This is a genomic window from Gemmatimonadaceae bacterium (genome assembly GCA_016720905.1).
Taxonomy (GTDB): domain Bacteria; phylum Gemmatimonadota; class Gemmatimonadetes; order Gemmatimonadales; family Gemmatimonadaceae; genus Gemmatimonas.
This window is the reverse complement of sequence record JADKJT010000023.1, coordinates 18,949-33,605: the sequence shown is the minus strand read 5'-3', so window position 1 is coordinate 33,605 and position 14,657 is coordinate 18,949. Positions and strand designations below refer to the sequence as shown.

The window sequence follows — 14,657 nt, the reverse complement described above, 5'->3', positions numbered from 1 at the left end:
TTACCGCTGGAGAGATGTCGATGAATCGGATTGCCGCTGCCGCGCTCACCGCGCTAGTTGTGCCATTCGCTGTGGTCCATGTGGCAGCGGCGCAGTCCGCAGTGCCGGAGATCCGGTTCGACGCCAATGTCGAACCGCTCAAGCTGCCGCCGACGGTGCATTTCGGCGAAGTCGTCGGCATCGCATTGAATTCCAAACGGCATGTATTCGTGTTCACGCGCACCGGCGTGCGCTCCACCGTGCACGGCGCGTCGGCCTCGCAGCTCTTCGAGTTTGACGCGACCGGCAGTTATCTGCGCGAGATCGGCAAGGACCTCTACGGCTTTTCCTTTGCCCACACGGTGCGCATCGACAAGGACGACAACATCTGGGCGACGGACGAAGGGACGAACATGATCGTCAAGTTCAACCCGGCCGGCCGCGTCACGATGGTGTTGGGGCGGCGACCGGAAGCGGTGGAGCAGGAAGTGGCGCTCCCGCCCGGCACCGAGCCACGCGCCGGTTGGGGCACGTTCAATCGACCAGCCGACGTGGCGTGGGATCTGGCCGGCAACATCTTCATCGCCGATGGCTACGGCAATTCACGCGTCGTGAAGGTGGACAAGAACGGACGCTGGATGAAGACCTGGGGTTCGCGAGGCTCGGCGCCGGGGCAGTTCAACATCCTGCACACCATCGCCAACGACGCCAAGGGCAACATCTACATCGGGGATCGCACCAATCGTCGCATTCAGGTGTTCGACGCCGACGGCAACCCGCTGCGGATCATGACCATCGACGTGCCCTTCACGAAAGAACCGAATGTCATGGTCGGTGCCGGGCCTGCGGGTGCCAACACGCTGGCCGTTTCCGGTGCGCCATGGGCCATGTGCATCACACCTGGGAGCACGCAGTACCTGTACGTGTCCGATGCCGTGCCGGGCCGCATCTACAAGCTCACCCTCGATGGCAAGGTGCTGGGTGTGCTGGGTGAGGCGGGGAAGCAGGCGAAGCAGTTCGGATGGATCCACGAGATTGCCTGCCCGTCGGAGAACGAGTTGTGGGTGGCGGAGATCCTGAACTGGCGTGTGCAGAAACTCACGCTGCATCCCTGATCCAGGCATACCGGCGAATCACGCGGCATCCTGCTGGGCGACAGTGCCGGAAACGCTGCGCATCCGGCGCGCGACCCCGAGCAATTCGCGCAGCGCCGTCCGTCCGCCGGGAAGTGCGAGCCATGTCACAGCGTACGCTGTAGTGTAGAACAGCGCGCTGACCGCGAGCCGCGGTCCTGCGGTTTCCGGAAGCGATGCCGCCACGCCAAAGAGCCCCACACCAGCGACGACACTCGCACACGCCGGACGCCAGACCACCTTGCGGTAGTCGTGCCACGTAATCGGGGATTGCCCGAACGCGAGTGTCAGTTCCGGCACCAGCAACAGCCATCGCGCTACAGCGTAGGCTACCGCGACGCCGACCAGCTTCCACTGCGCGCCGATGGCGACAGCGCAGGCCATCACGGCCAGTTGTACGAGGCTCATGCGCAACTGCTCACGGGTTCGCCCTTCTGAAAGAAACAACCAGCGCGTGTGCCGGCTCAAGGCCAGCGCGATGCCGCCAATCGTGACGTATCGGAATACTTCAATGGTTTCCGTCCAGCCCGAACCCAGCAGCGTCAGAATAGTGGCACCCGGCTCCACCACGAAGAACGACAGCGCCGGCAGCATGACGGACAGGATCAACAGCAGCGCGGTGCGCCAGTAGTGGCGATACAGCCGTTCGTTCTCGCGCGAGCGTGAGAGCCCTGCCACGGCCACGTTCAGCAGTGGTGCGTACAGCTGCCACACCGGATAGTGGCCCCAGCGGTAGGCGAGATCGTACAGCCCCATGGCATAGGTGCCGCTGCTGATGCCGATCGTCACGCGGTCGATATTCACCGCTGCGAAGGTGGCCAGATTGGTCGTTGCGTAGCGACGCGCAAACGCCAGCATGGAGTGCGTGGCCGCCGAGTGCGGACCGGCCGTTTCGACGTGCGCGACACGTCGCCGCGGTCGCCATGCCACCAGTTGCCAGGCACTGAAGGCGCGCACCAGCCCCGTGGTGGCACTCTGCGCCACCAGTGCCCAGTAGCCCGCCCCCAACCAGGCCGTCACCAGCGCGACGGCCATGCCTGCGGCGACACTGCCCACCTCGACACGGCGCAGAGCGGCAAATCGCATGGCGCGGATGGCGAGGGCTTCGGGCAACTCGGCCAGCGACATCGCCACCGAGCTGGCGGTGACCGCCACGATCACGGCGGTCAGACGCGGTTCTTCGTACATCAGTGCGAGCGCCGGCGCCGCCACCAGCATCCCCGCGCCCAGCCAGAGCGCGTACCGGAGCCCGACGCGAAACAGCTGATGCAGATCGTCTTCCGATACCTCCTTGGCCTGCACCAGCGCCATCGAAATACCGAACCCGCGGAACGTGGCCACGAAGGCGGTCAGCGTGCTCGCCATGGCCATCACGCCAAAGTCCTCCGGTGCCAGCAATCGCGCCAATGCCAGCCCCGAAACGAGCGACATGACCAGCAGCATGGCCTGCGCCACGATCTGAACGGCGCCCGAGTGCACGGCACGCCGACCCACATCGCTGCTCCCGACCTGAAGGTCGCCGATTTCCGTCAAATGGCTCGTGGAACTGGAGAATGGGTGGGTGGATCGCCACCTTCTACGGCGCGTACGTTGCTCAACCTACAGTCGCAGGGTCTCTGGTGTCACGGCTTTTTGATGTCTACGGCTACGAATTCCGCATCGAAAGCGACTCGCCCGAGCCCGCGCGCAACCTCGCGTCCGACTTCGAGTACTTCGCGGTCACACGCCCGCCACGCGGTCGGCCGGTGAACATCCGTATCCGCAACGAGGATCCGGACTATGACCGCTTGCCGCCGCTGTGCGCCACCGTGTACACGCCGCGGAACGCCTCGTATCGCGACGTCGACGTCACGTGCGCCGACTATCACGGGCGTGGGCTGGGTGTTCACCATCGTCCCACTGGCGATTTCGAGATCATCACCCGCAGCGTGGACCTGCAGTACGAAGCCTGCTACTTGTTTTTGCTGGCCCAGATCGGCGAAGCCCTCGACCGCCGTCACCTGCATCGCGTGCACGCGTTGTGCATCAGTCTGGACAACCGCGCCGCGCTGGTACTGCTGCCCATGGGGGGTGGCAAGAGCACGCTGGGTTCGAATCTGCTGGCCGATCCGGACGTCAAACTGCTCTCGGATGACTCGCCGTACATCGATCGCCGAGGCCAGTTGCACGGGTTCCCGACGCGCATCGGTCTGCTCCCCGGATCCGAGGAGATCGTTCCGGCGGAGTATCGTCGGACCATCCAGCGCATGGAGTTCGGCCCGAAGGTGCTGATCGACTACCGCTATTTCGCCGATCGCGTATCCGGGGCTGCCGATCCCGCTTTCGTCTTTCTCGGCAGTCGCAGTCTTTCTCGCACGTGTGAGATTGTCCCGGCGTCGCACCTCGACGGCCTGCGCGCCATGGTGGCCAATTGCGTGATCGGCATGGGCCTCTTTCAGGGGCTCGAGTTCTTCCTGCAGAAGAGTACCGCGCAGATCGCCGGTCAGGCCGCCATCGCCTGGTCGCGACTGCGCGCGTCACAGCGGCTGCTGAGTCGTTCGCGCGTGATGCACCTGCATCTGGGCCGCGATCAACAGGAAAACACGCGCTGCCTGTTGGAGTACATGCGGTCTCACTAGGCACGCGCGACGTGGTGCTACCAGGACTGATACAGCGCGGAGTCCGCGAATTCCCGGCAAAACGTCTCACCCGAAAGAAACGAGATGTCCTTGGCGGCGAGATACTCGTGTGCGGCGCGGACCTGCGCGGGATCGGTGGCCTTGACCGCGGCCTCATCGAGGCTGTCAAAAAAGAGGGGATAGTCCACGCCGAGGTACTCCATGGCGCCCGGCAGTCGATTGATGAGCACGGGCGTGCGTCGCACGATGCATTCGATCACGGCGTTATTGGCCACCGCCGCGTGCAGGTCGAGAAAAACGACGCTCCGCGCCAGCAGCGCGTCATAGTCGGCGTTGTGGTGACGCGGCAGGACATTGGTGTGCCACTGCTCGAAGGCTGGCGCGTCGGTATGCTGTCGCTCCGATTCGAGCGCGTTGAGGAAACGCGGCATGCGGTCCGTACCGACCGGGATCAACAAATGCTTGCGCGCTTTCGGCAGGGGCAGAAAGTGGATGGAGGCCAGACGTCGCAACCACCACCCCACCTGTACCACCGGTTGTCCGTGGCGCACATAGGTGTCGAAATCGAAGGTGCGTGCCGGAAATTCCGTGGGATGGTGCAGGGCCAGCACGGGAACATCGGGCACCTGTGCACGTACCCAGTCGCGCAAATCCCGCGACAGCGTGATCAATCCGCGACATGAAGGGAGGCTGTCCCGCCACTGGTCGAGCGTGGCGATGTGTCGAAGCGACTTGCTGGTGTCCTGCCAACGGGGTACATCCGGTGGTGCATGGATGAAGCCCGCCCACGGCTGGCAGTAGGGGATCCGCCCTTCGCTGGTGGCAAGATCAAGCTCCCGGGCAAAATTGCGTTCGATCATCGTGTCGAGCACGATGGCGTCCGGGGCGTCAGTGAGGAGCGGCGCCAGTGATCGCTGGGCATAGGCCCACCCGCTGCGCTGGGCGGGGTAGTCGATGAACTGCTCGAATCGGACTTTCGGGATCACGTGGAGCCGCGTATGGGTTCAGTGGTCGCCGAACGTCATCGACCGTCGCTTCTGAGTTCTGGAGGTATCGCTGCTACACGACTCACCGTCAACCGCGATCTACCAATGGGCCGGCCGAGTTCTCGGTCGGACTGTGCTGGCCTCGCCGATTGTGCGAACGATTTACATCCGGCGGAGTGTGGCGGCAGGTGAAGCGGTCTTTCCGCTCAGCGATCTGGATCTGGCCATGGTCATCGATCCGGCGTCCGGCGTCGAGATCGAGACGTTGCGGCGGCGCTACCGATTGGCGCGTCTGGCGTTCCCGAGACTTGGCGAGTGCCAACTGTTCACGCAGGCCGATCTCGACGAGTTCGCGGTCACCGATCCGTATCGGGCGTCGCTCGATCGACGTTTCGCGGTCACCGTGTACGGGCCGCCACCGGCCATTCCAGCGCGACCGATTCCACCGTTGGAGACGGCGCGGCGCCTGGTCTTCTGGTTCGAGCACTTCATCCCGACGGCGATTCGTCAGGGGAATCGCCGCAATCTGCGAAAGTTCGCGCTGGAGATGGCCAATGCGCTGGGCGTGCTGGAAGGTCGGTGGGGGGAGCCGCTCCGGAGTCGTCGCGAGACATCGCAGCGGATGGACCCTCGGCGCACCGACGCCCGGAACGGCAGTCTGCTGGCGGACTGTTGCGAGTACGCCGCGCGGGCGCAAGCGCTGGTTCGGCCGCCGGCACCCTGGCTGTCGCATGTGCTCGAACTCCCAGGGCTCCAGGTGGTGCCGTCGATAGATGCCATTCGCACAACGTCGCGAGCCGAGGCGATGACCGTCGAGGTACTCGACCTGTTGCTGCATACGCAGAGCCCGTGGTTGTGGCGCACGCATGGGAGCGCACTTGAGGCGGCGGGTTTCCAGGTGCCCTCGCCGCTCACGTGGGTGGCGGCAGCGCGACGGTACGCGGGCGGCGAGCGGGTGCGTGGACCGGGATTTCTCGAGTCGGGTACGCACAGTGTTGTCGCGCGGTTGAAGGCCGCAGCGGATATTCTGGGCGGCGAACGGCCGGACCTGCCGCCGGACGGAACGTCCGCCCCGGTGTTCTATCTGGACTATTACGATGCCCTGGTGGCGTGGGCCGCCCGGCTTCGGTCGCGTGTCCCGTCAGTGTCCGCGCCGCGCGCGGCGATCCCCTTTCTGGAGAGCACATGAGATTCGTCACAGTGCGTTTCGCGTTCGCCGCTGCGGTCCTGTCGGTCACGCCGTTGCACCTTCGCGCGCAAGTCGCGACGCCGGTCGCACCGCGCGTTGCGACGTCGGCTGCCATGTCTCCGGACGAAGTGCTTGCCACCCTCAAGAAGCTGATAGACGCACCGGCGCCAGCAGGACTGAACGATCGGGACCGCGTGGAATACACGTCGCACTCGGCGTGGATCAAGAGCGCGTATGATCGCGTGCTGACCGCGCGGGAGCGCGGCAGTGGTATGGCCACCGGCAAACGCCAGCACGGCGTACCGGCGGCGGACATTGTCCGCCTCCAGACCACATTCGAAAGCGAGGGTCGCAAGTTGCAGACGCTGTCCAACACATCCAAGGCACGACACGATATCGCGATGAATGCCATCCGCAACATGAAGTGAGCTGAGGGCGCCAGCCACGCGCACGGACCGCAGATGCGTCGCGTGCGCTGGTGGTGAGGATGGGGCCGGCGGCATAGCTTCACCGCTACCGTGAACATGCTCCGTCTCTTCGAAATTGCCCTCGTCGTAGTCGCCGCCGGCCAACTGGTACGGATCGGCCTCAAGCCGCCGTTCCGTCGCGACATGGTGGCGCTGCCGCACCTGGCACTGGCCGGTGGGGGCGTCGCAATCCTGACTGGCATGGCCGCCGTTGCCGTGGTGTTGCGCTGGCCCGTCGCACTGCACGTCGCGGCGGTGGTCTCGCTGGCGGGATGGGCAATGGCCTGGTGGCGTGCGCGACCATCGTACGGACAGGCGCGACATTGGCCGCCCGGCTCGCTAGGCATCAACGCCTCGCTCGATGCGATTGATGATCGTGACTACTACGGGAATCAGGCCCGCCTCCACGGACCGGTCTTCAAGATGAGCCAGTTCGGTCGTCCGGTCCTGTGCGTGGTTGGCCTCACCCATATCCGCGACCTGTTGCATTCGCATCCGGAGGCGCTGGCCGGCGCGTCGCTGCCGTACAACCGATTTGTGCCCAAGGGGTCGCTTCGCTACATGTCCGGCGACGATCACAAACAGGAAGGGCCGCTGTTCCGCAATGCATTCTCCACACTCGAACTCGAACCCAACGAAGACGCGGTGCGCGCGGCGTGTCGCACCATGTTGTCCACGCTGGCTGAGGATTCCCGGCATGCTGACGGTGGTGTGCGGGCGCGGGAGTACATCAGTCAGTGGGTGCTGCGGTCGCTGGCAAAAGTGTTCTTCGGGATTGAACCGTCCGACCCGCGCGTCCTCGAATTGGAACGGGCCCACCGCGCCCTGGTGCTTGACCGATCCGGTGGACGTGCATGGCGCCGGCAAATGGAAGGCGCGTTTGTCAGCGCGACGGACATTCTTCGCAACAAGGTGCGTGAGGATCTCGCGAATGGTCGCGAGATATCGTCCGGTTCTGCCCTGGGTGCTCTCCTGGCGGCGGATCCGACGGCGCTGGACAACGAAACCAGGATCCGGAACCTCTTCTTCATCTTCCGCCTGGGCGTCGGAGATGCCACGGCACTGCTGGACTGGGTGCTGTATGAGTTGACTGAGCATCCGGAGTGGCAGGTTACGGTGCGCGCGGCACTTCGCGCGACGGGTGCGCCAAAGGGCGCGCAGCCTTCCGATATCGGTGCGCGGGTGGTGCTCGAAACCGTGCGTATGGAACAGAGTGAGTTCCTGTATCGCCGCATCGTTCGCCCGATTGCGTTTGAAGGCTATACGATTCCCGCCGGGTGGCTGCTGCGACTGTGCATCGCCGAGAGTCACCGGGACCCAGCCATCTTCCCGAATCCCGACCGCTTCGATCCTGACCGTTTCATTGGACGCGCATTCGGCCGCAGCGAGTTCTCCCCGTTTGGCGCCGACGGGCACGGCTGCCTGGGTGTTCCACTGGTGCACTTCCTCGGCCGCATTCTCGTTGAAGAACTCTGCCACGGATATTCCTGGCGCGTGGTGCGCGATGGTCCGCTCGAGCGCGGGACTCGACATCGTCATCACTGGCGACCCAGTGCCAAACGACAGATCGTGGTCACGCCGCTCGGGTCGGAGCACCATGCCGACGCGTTCGGTCGATGAACATCATCTCGAACATGGAACTGTGGCTGGAAGTGCTCGCGCTGGTGGTCGCGGCGGCGCCGGTGATGCGCGTGCTGCTCAAGGAACCCGTGCGGCGCGAATTCCGTGCACATCCCGCGCTGGGCGTGTTCGCGGTCGGCGCGGCCGTGTTGGTACTGGCGGTGGTCGTCCGGGTGAGTCTCCACTCGGATATCTTCCGGCGCAGCCTTGTGGTGATCGTAGTGATCGGCGCACTGGTCGTCGCATTCCACGCGCGCGCCAGCTATGGCATGTCGCGCGGACTCCCGCCCGGTTCACTCGGATTGGCGACGTCGCTGGACGCCATTGGCGACCACGACTTCTACGCGCGCGCCGAGCGGCAATGGGGCCCGGTGTTCAAGATGCGGCAGATCCATCGTCCCGTTGTGTGTGTCACCGACATGACGATCGCGCAGCAGCTCCTGCATCGGGACGATGACGCCCTGGGCCAGTCAGACTGGTCGTTCAACCGTCTCGTCCCCGGCGGATATGTCGAGTACATGAACGGTGACGTGCACGCAAAGTACCGTGGCATATTGGCGGCGGGGTTCACGAATGCCATGCTGGCGGAATGCCAGCCCACCATCAGGCTCGCCGCCAGTCGACAGCTTGCGGAGATGGCCCGACAGTCCGGCTCGGCGGGCGTCCACCCGGAGCCGTTCCTGTTGCCGGTGACAATGACCAGTCTCATTCAAGGCGTCCTTGGCGTGTCGCGTGACAGCGATTCCAGCGCCGAGCTCGAGTCGCTCTTCATTCAGTTGCTGCGCCCGGTGGAGTTGTTCCTGCCCACGCCCCGCGTCACGCAGCAGACCTACGAGGCGCTGTACACCGCCATCCGTGCCCTTGGCGGATGATGCCCGCGGGTCGTCGCTCGAAAACGCGCACGATCACTCGGTCCTGTCCGCCATTGTGCGGGCGCACCCAACGGAGGCACCCGATGAGACGGTCATCGGCAACCTGATTCTCATGGTGAAGGAAGGCAGTATCATGGTGCGCGGCCTGCTGCGCTGGCTGGTCAAGCGTCTGGCGGAAGACCCGCGGTGGGCCATGCAACTGCGCGCCACCGAAGGCGACCCGGCGCGGCTGGACGCACTGGCCACCAGTTTCGTGCTCGAAACGATTCGCCTGCATGAGAATCGCTATGTCTATCGCGTCGCCGCACGCGATCTGCGTATCGGACCGTACATGGTGCCGGCCGGTTGGCTGGTGCGTCTGTGTCTGGGCGAGGCGCACGAACATCCTGTGCGGTTCCCGTCGCCGAGAGAGTTCCGGCCCGAGCGATTTGTCACTGGGGAATACGATCATGAGTCTTTCTGTCCATTCGGCGCGGGCCAACACGCCTGTCTCGGCGCGGATATCGCCGTCGAAATCGCCAAGACGTTTGTCCGGGAAGCGGCGCTTGGCTACGACATGGCGGTCGTGCGGGATGGTGCTGCGTGGCGCATCAACAGACATTGGGGGCTCTGGCGCCCAAGCCTGCAACTGCACGTCACGGTGACATCGCGCGGGAAGGGTACCGGCATGCAGTCTCCCTCCGGTATGCCGGCGTGAACCTCACGGCCGACACGGCCATCCGGTGGTTGCTGTTGCTGGTGGCCGCGGTCCCGGCCATTCGCGTCATACTCAAGCGCCCCGTGCGCGACGAGGTGGAAGCGCGACCGTGGCTGGCGCTGGTGATGGTGGCCGGCATTGGGGCCGCGATGGCGCTGGTTCGCTGGAGCGAGTCGCTGTCGGAGCGTGCGCGCTGGATCGTTCCGGTCGCGGCCGCGGTCTGCATGGTGATGGTCTTCCTGCGGGCGCGTCCTGGCTATGGCATGCACCGCAAGCTTCCACCCGGATCATTGAGTCTTGCCACCTCGCTGGACGCGATTGCGCAGGAGGACTTCTATGCCCGGGCGGCCAGGCAATTCGGACCCGTCTTCAAGATGGCGCAGTTCCATCGACCGGTGGTGTGTGTCGTCGACCTGCCGATCGGACTTGCGGTGTTGACCACGCAGGCACAGCGACTTGCTCCACCGAGTCTGCCGTTCGGTCGCTTGTCGCCGGGGAACTACATCGAGTTCATGCACGACGAGCAGCATGCGCGGTATCGCGGCATCTTGCGCACCGCGCTGAGTGGTCGCGTGGTGGCCGAGTGCCGTGACGGGGTGGCGGTGGTGATGCGTGAACAACTCGATGCGATGATGGCACAGGACCAGGGGCAAGGAGTCGATCCGCAGGACTTCCTGGCGCGCATTGCCGTGGTGAGCATGCTGCGCGTCATGTTCGGCATTCCCATCGACGATGCGCGACTGGATGAGATGCAGCAGCTGTTCAACGCGCTCGGGTCGCCGCGGGCATTTGCCGAACGGCGGCCGGAACAACGTGTGGCCACGTTCAGCCGATTGACTCGCTGCTTCTACGAGGTTGGCGACACCATCCGCATCCAGCTGCGGGACGGCCACCAGCCGGCGCGATCGGTGTTGAGTGAAATCCTGCGCGCGGATCCGGCCCATCTGGATGACGAGATCCTGCTGGGGAACCTGGTGCTGATGGTCCATGTCACCCGCAGCAATGTGCACGGCCTACTGGGATGGATTCTCAAGGAGTATTTCGACCATCCCGGTACCGCGCTCCTGCTGCGAGCGGCGGCCCGCCCGGATACCGCCGGCCGTTCACGCGTCGAGGCGTTGGCCACGAATTTCGTGAATGAGACGCTGCGCATGCATCAGAGCGAGTACTTCTATCGTGAGGTGATTGAGGAGCTGTCAATTGGCGGGTTCCGTATTCCGAAGGGTTGGCTGCTGCGCATTTGCGTGCGCGAATGCCACGACAATGCGGCCGTCTTCCCGGATCCGAAGACCTTCAGTCCGGAACGATTTGACGGTCGTCAGTACGAGAAGTCGGAGTACTGTCCCTTCAGCGACGGAACGCACTCCTGCTTCGGCGCGGGGCTGGCGGTCATGATCGCGCGCACACTGGTGGTAGTGCTGGCGTTGGATTTTGACGGGCGCACCGTGTCGGACGGTCCGGTTGAACGCGCCGGCAATCGTCACTGGAGCCATTGGCGTCCCAACCGATCATTCCGCGTCGCACTCGCGCGTCACGACCGCGCGCCTGCTACCCACTCGTAGGCGCTCGGTTGCGCTGTGCGGCCAGCGCCTCGCGAATACGCTCCGGTGATGCCGGCAGCGTATCGATCCACACACCGCAGGCATCATGAATGGCGGCCGTGATGGCGGGAACTATCGGGATCATGGTGATTTCCCCAATCCCCCGCGCCCCAAATGGCCCCGACATCGCGCGATCCTCTACTGCGATGATCTCGATGACCGGCACCGCATCCACCGACGTCGGCACACCGCACCCCTCGAATCCGGTCGCTACCGGCATCCCGCGCTCTACGCGGCAGCGCTCCTGCAACGCGTAGCCCTGTCCCATCACCACACCGCCTTCCACCTGCCCTTCAAATTGCACGGGGTTGATCACTCGCCCGGCGTCAACGGCATTCACCACACGCACCACCGAGACCTGTCCCGTGTCGACGTCGACCGCGACATCCACAATGCAGGTGCTCCACCCGAAAAGCGCCACATGTCGGGCGCGCCCCACGCCCAGCGCCCGGGTCTTCGGGAATCGGAAGGTTGCTCGCGCGGTAAGACCTTCACTCGGGAGCGCGGCCAGGCCGCCCCGTGCCGACATCGAACGGCGCGCGCGCTCGCAGGCGCGTAACACGGCATTCCCGGACGCGATGGTCTGGCGGGACGCGGAACTGCTGCCCGCATCGGGCGCCACGTCGGTATCCTGCCACTCTACCCGAATGCGATCAACAGGCAGGCCCAGCGTTGCGCCGGCAATCTGCGCCAGTACGGTGGCCACTCCCTGTCCCACCTCGGCTGCGCCCACCCGCACGGTCGCACGGTCACGCATGACGTGCACCACCGCAGTGGCATGATCGTCGAATCCGAACCCGAATCCGATGTTCTTCATGGCACTTGCCAGCCCGCGTCCGAACTTCACCGTGTTCGTCGCCGACGGGAGTTTGAGAGCCCGCGCCCGTTGCCGGGCCACCGTCAGCGCCTTTGGCAATCCGGCGCTGCTGGCCAGCGTCGAGCCCGCTCCGAACGTGCCCGGCGCTCGCACGTGGTTTCGCCGGCGTAGTTCGCCCGGATCGAGGGTCAGCGCGTGAGCGAGCTTGTTCATCTGCTGCTCCATCGCGAACGCAACCTGATTGGCGCCGAATCCGCGAAACGCACAGGTGAACGGGTTGTTCGTGTACACCGCCCGCCCGCTCAACGCGACCGCTGCGATGTCGTACGGCCCGCACACATGCACCAGGGCGTTGTCGAGCAGTTGCGCGGAGGTGCTGGCGTAGCATCCGGCGTCTATGAGCACATCGACACGGGCCGCGAGCAGACGACCCGTGTGATCGGCGGCCAGCTCGTGGTGGATGCGAAACGGATGGCGCTTGCCATGCCCGCGGGTGGATTCCGCGCGATCCCACACCATGCGGACCGGGCGCGCCATTTCGCGCGCGGCCAGCAGCAGGAGAATCTGCAACGAAACGTCTTCCCGCCCGCCAAACGCGCCGCCAATCGTTTCCTGCACGAGCCGCAATCGTTCGCGGGGTTCCCCGAGCGCCACCGCCGCCTGCCGCAAATCGGCCTCGGGCCATTGCGTCGCCACATGGATCGTCAGGCGTCCATCAGCATCGTGGTAGGCGACACCCGCTTCCGGCGCGAGGAACGCATGTTCAACGAACCCGGTGTCATAGTCGCCGACGATCACCACGGCAGCGCGCGCAAACGCGCGCGCCACCAGGCCGCGCCGAATCGCCCGTTCCGCCACCAGGTTGGGATGTCGCACATGCGCGCGATGATCGGCATGGACAACAGGAGCGTCCGCGTGGAGCGCCATCGACGGGTCGAAGAGACCGACCACGGGTGATATGGACAGCCTTACACGCCGCGCGCCTTCACGCGCCGCCCGCTCCGTGTCTGCCACCACCAGCGCCACCACATCAGAGGCGCCGCAGATGCGCGATTCCACCAGCACGGGCTGGTCGGCATGAATCAGCCCGAACCGATTGGTACCGCGGACATCGGCGGCCGTGAGCACGCGCCGCACACCGGGATAGGTCAGTGCGCGACTCGCGTCGATTCGCGTGAGCATTCCGCAGGCCACATCCGCACGTACGGTGGCGACATGCAGGCAGTCGCGCGGAACCGGGAGGTCCTGCGGATACACGGCCGCTCCCGCAACCTTCGCGGGGCCATCGGCCCGTTGGACGCGTTGCCCAATGCTGCCCAGGCGAGACGGCTTAGCCACGGTGTTTGCGTCTCTCGTGGGCGCGCTGCACGGCCTGCACAATCTTGGTGTATCCGGTGCATCGACAGATGTTGCCAGCCAATGCCGCGCGAATCGCCGAAGGGCTGGCGCCCGCCCGGATCCGACTCGCGGCGATGATCATGCCAGGCGTGCAGAAGCCGCATTGAAAGGCGCCCGATTCGAGGAACGACGCGCGCATGCGCTCAATCCGCTCATCGCTGCGGGATTCGATGGTGGTCACCCGTCGTCCCTGCGCTTCCACGGCGAGCACGAGGCAGCTGGGAACCAGCTGGTCATCCAGCAGGACGGTGCATGCGCCGCATTCACCCACCGCGCACCCGTCCTTCGTGCCCGTCAACTGGCATTCGGATCGCAGCATCTCCAGCAGTGTGGTGCCGGGTTCGATCTCCCTGGAGACAAGTTCGTCATTCACCTGAAGTGAGACCTTCACGCCTCACCTCGTGTCCGTGCCCGCGACGCTCGCCGGCGCGCGCGATCGATGAGCGCCTCGGCAAGATCCCGATGGGCGTTCGTACTCCCGGGTATGGCGACGACGCGGCACTCGGCGTCAAGGGCCGACGCAATGGCCACACGGGCATCCAGCGACGTGGAGACGCGTCCCGCGATAAACGGGCGCGCACCGATACCGCCAATCGACACACAGTGCAAGCCGTCGCGAATGGCCACTGCCACCGCAACGACGGACCGACTGAACGCATGCCTCGTGCCCAACTTCTCAAACGCACTGTGTCCGCACTTGGGCACACGAACGGCCACGATGAATGTCCTGCCATTGGCGCGCGCGCCGCGGCGCGCCAACAGTTCCGCCAGGGGCACCAGACGAATGGTGGCGCCTGGACTCGCCGTGACCAGTTCAACCGAGGCACTGAGTGCCAGCAGCGCAGTCGTCAGGTCGGCCGCCGGATGCACCGAGGACAGATTACCGCCAACAGTGCCGCGCGCGCGCAACTGCGGTGCGGAGGTTTCCGCGGCCGCTTCAACCAACGCCCGGGCGTGTCGCTTGGCCACGGGATTCGCGATGAGCTCAGTCGCCGTGGTGAGCGACCCGATCCGGATTTCCGCACCGACGTCGGTGATGCCCTGGCGTCGCCAACACCCTTGATGTCGACCAGTACCCGGACCGTGCGCACCGAGGCGTGTCGCTGACGCAGTGCAACCAGCAGGTCGGTGCCGCCGGCATAGATGCGCGCCCCTCGACGCTGCAACGCGTGCAGCACCCCCTCGACGCTTCCGGGTCGACAGTACGACAGGATGGGCAGGTCCGACATGCGACGAACGTTTCTCTCTTTGGTGGAAGCGAACGGGATCACGCGGAGGGC

General features: G+C 65.1%; 14 protein-coding genes. 8 read left to right on the top strand and 6 right to left on the bottom strand.

Annotation, left to right across the window (positions count from 1 at the left end; translation table 11 throughout):
* Positions 1–20 precede the first annotated feature (20 nt).
* On the top strand, positions 21–1,094 hold the full coding sequence (locus tag IPP90_15775) for a 6-bladed beta-propeller (protein MBL0172149.1): 1,074 nt from the start codon (positions 21–23) through the stop codon (positions 1,092–1,094).
* A gap of 18 nt (positions 1,095–1,112) precedes the next feature.
* Here IPP90_15775 and IPP90_15770 read toward each other — a convergent pair whose 3' ends face one another.
* Entirely contained in the window at positions 1,113–2,606 is a 1,494-nt protein-coding gene (locus IPP90_15770; protein MBL0172148.1) for an oligosaccharide flippase family protein, read from the bottom strand.
* Positions 2,607–2,731: 125 nt separating this feature from the next.
* Here IPP90_15770 and IPP90_15765 point away from each other — a divergent pair, with 125 nt between their 5' ends.
* Positions 2,732–3,730, top strand: a complete 999-nt coding sequence (locus IPP90_15765) for a hypothetical protein (protein MBL0172147.1) — start codon at positions 2,732–2,734, stop codon at positions 3,728–3,730.
* A gap of 17 nt (positions 3,731–3,747) precedes the next feature.
* Here IPP90_15765 and IPP90_15760 read toward each other — a convergent pair whose 3' ends face one another.
* Complete coding sequence (locus tag IPP90_15760; protein ID MBL0172146.1) at positions 3,748–4,716, bottom strand: hypothetical protein; 969 nt, start codon at positions 4,714–4,716, stop codon at positions 3,748–3,750.
* Positions 4,717–4,849: 133 nt separating this feature from the next.
* Here IPP90_15760 and IPP90_15755 point away from each other — a divergent pair, with 133 nt between their 5' ends.
* The 6 genes from IPP90_15755 to IPP90_15730 all read left to right on the top strand — a co-directional run bounded on the left by IPP90_15755 (position 4,850) and on the right by IPP90_15730 (position 11,123).
* Positions 4,850–5,905, top strand: a complete 1,056-nt coding sequence (locus IPP90_15755) for a hypothetical protein (protein MBL0172145.1) — start codon at positions 4,850–4,852, stop codon at positions 5,903–5,905.
* The gene (locus IPP90_15750; protein ID MBL0172144.1) at positions 5,902–6,333 is read left to right on the top strand and encodes a hypothetical protein; all 432 of its coding nucleotides are present in this window, start codon (positions 5,902–5,904) and stop codon (positions 6,331–6,333) included. The genes IPP90_15755 and IPP90_15750 overlap by 4 nt, the downstream gene beginning before the upstream one ends.
* A 96-nt stretch (positions 6,334–6,429) precedes the next feature.
* Positions 6,430–7,992, top strand: a complete 1,563-nt coding sequence (locus tag IPP90_15745; protein MBL0172143.1) for a cytochrome P450 — start codon at positions 6,430–6,432, stop codon at positions 7,990–7,992.
* Entirely contained in the window at positions 7,989–8,864 is an 876-nt protein-coding gene (locus IPP90_15740) for a cytochrome P450 (protein ID MBL0172142.1), read from the top strand. The genes IPP90_15745 and IPP90_15740 overlap by 4 nt, the downstream gene beginning before the upstream one ends.
* Entirely contained in the window at positions 8,848–9,561 is a 714-nt protein-coding gene (locus tag IPP90_15735) for a cytochrome P450 (GenBank protein ID MBL0172141.1), read from the top strand. Before IPP90_15740 ends, IPP90_15735 begins: the two co-directional genes overlap by 17 nt.
* Entirely contained in the window at positions 9,558–11,123 is a 1,566-nt protein-coding gene (locus IPP90_15730; protein ID MBL0172140.1) for a cytochrome P450, read from the top strand. The genes IPP90_15735 and IPP90_15730 overlap by 4 nt, the downstream gene beginning before the upstream one ends.
* Here IPP90_15730 and IPP90_15725 read toward each other — a convergent pair.
* Genes IPP90_15725 through IPP90_15710 form a run of 4 tightly spaced genes read right to left on the bottom strand, consistent with a single transcriptional unit; the run spans position 11,110 to position 14,606 of the window.
* Positions 11,110–13,317, bottom strand: coding sequence for a molybdopterin-dependent oxidoreductase (locus IPP90_15725; GenBank protein ID MBL0172139.1), 2,208 nt, complete (start codon positions 13,315–13,317; stop codon positions 11,110–11,112). The genes IPP90_15730 and IPP90_15725 overlap by 14 nt on opposite strands.
* Positions 13,310–13,768 carry a (2Fe-2S)-binding protein gene (locus IPP90_15720; protein MBL0172138.1) on the bottom strand — a complete coding sequence of 153 codons (459 nt, stop codon included), beginning with the start codon at positions 13,766–13,768 and terminating at the stop codon, positions 13,310–13,312. The genes IPP90_15725 and IPP90_15720 overlap by 8 nt, the downstream gene beginning before the upstream one ends.
* On the bottom strand, positions 13,765–14,247 hold the full coding sequence (locus IPP90_15715; protein ID MBL0172137.1) for an FAD binding domain-containing protein: 483 nt from the start codon (positions 14,245–14,247) through the stop codon (positions 13,765–13,767). The genes IPP90_15720 and IPP90_15715 overlap by 4 nt, the downstream gene beginning before the upstream one ends.
* On the bottom strand, positions 14,226–14,606 hold the full coding sequence (locus tag IPP90_15710; protein MBL0172136.1) for an FAD binding domain-containing protein: 381 nt from the start codon (positions 14,604–14,606) through the stop codon (positions 14,226–14,228). Before IPP90_15710 ends, IPP90_15715 begins: the two co-directional genes overlap by 22 nt.
* Positions 14,607–14,657: the final 51 nt, after the last annotated feature.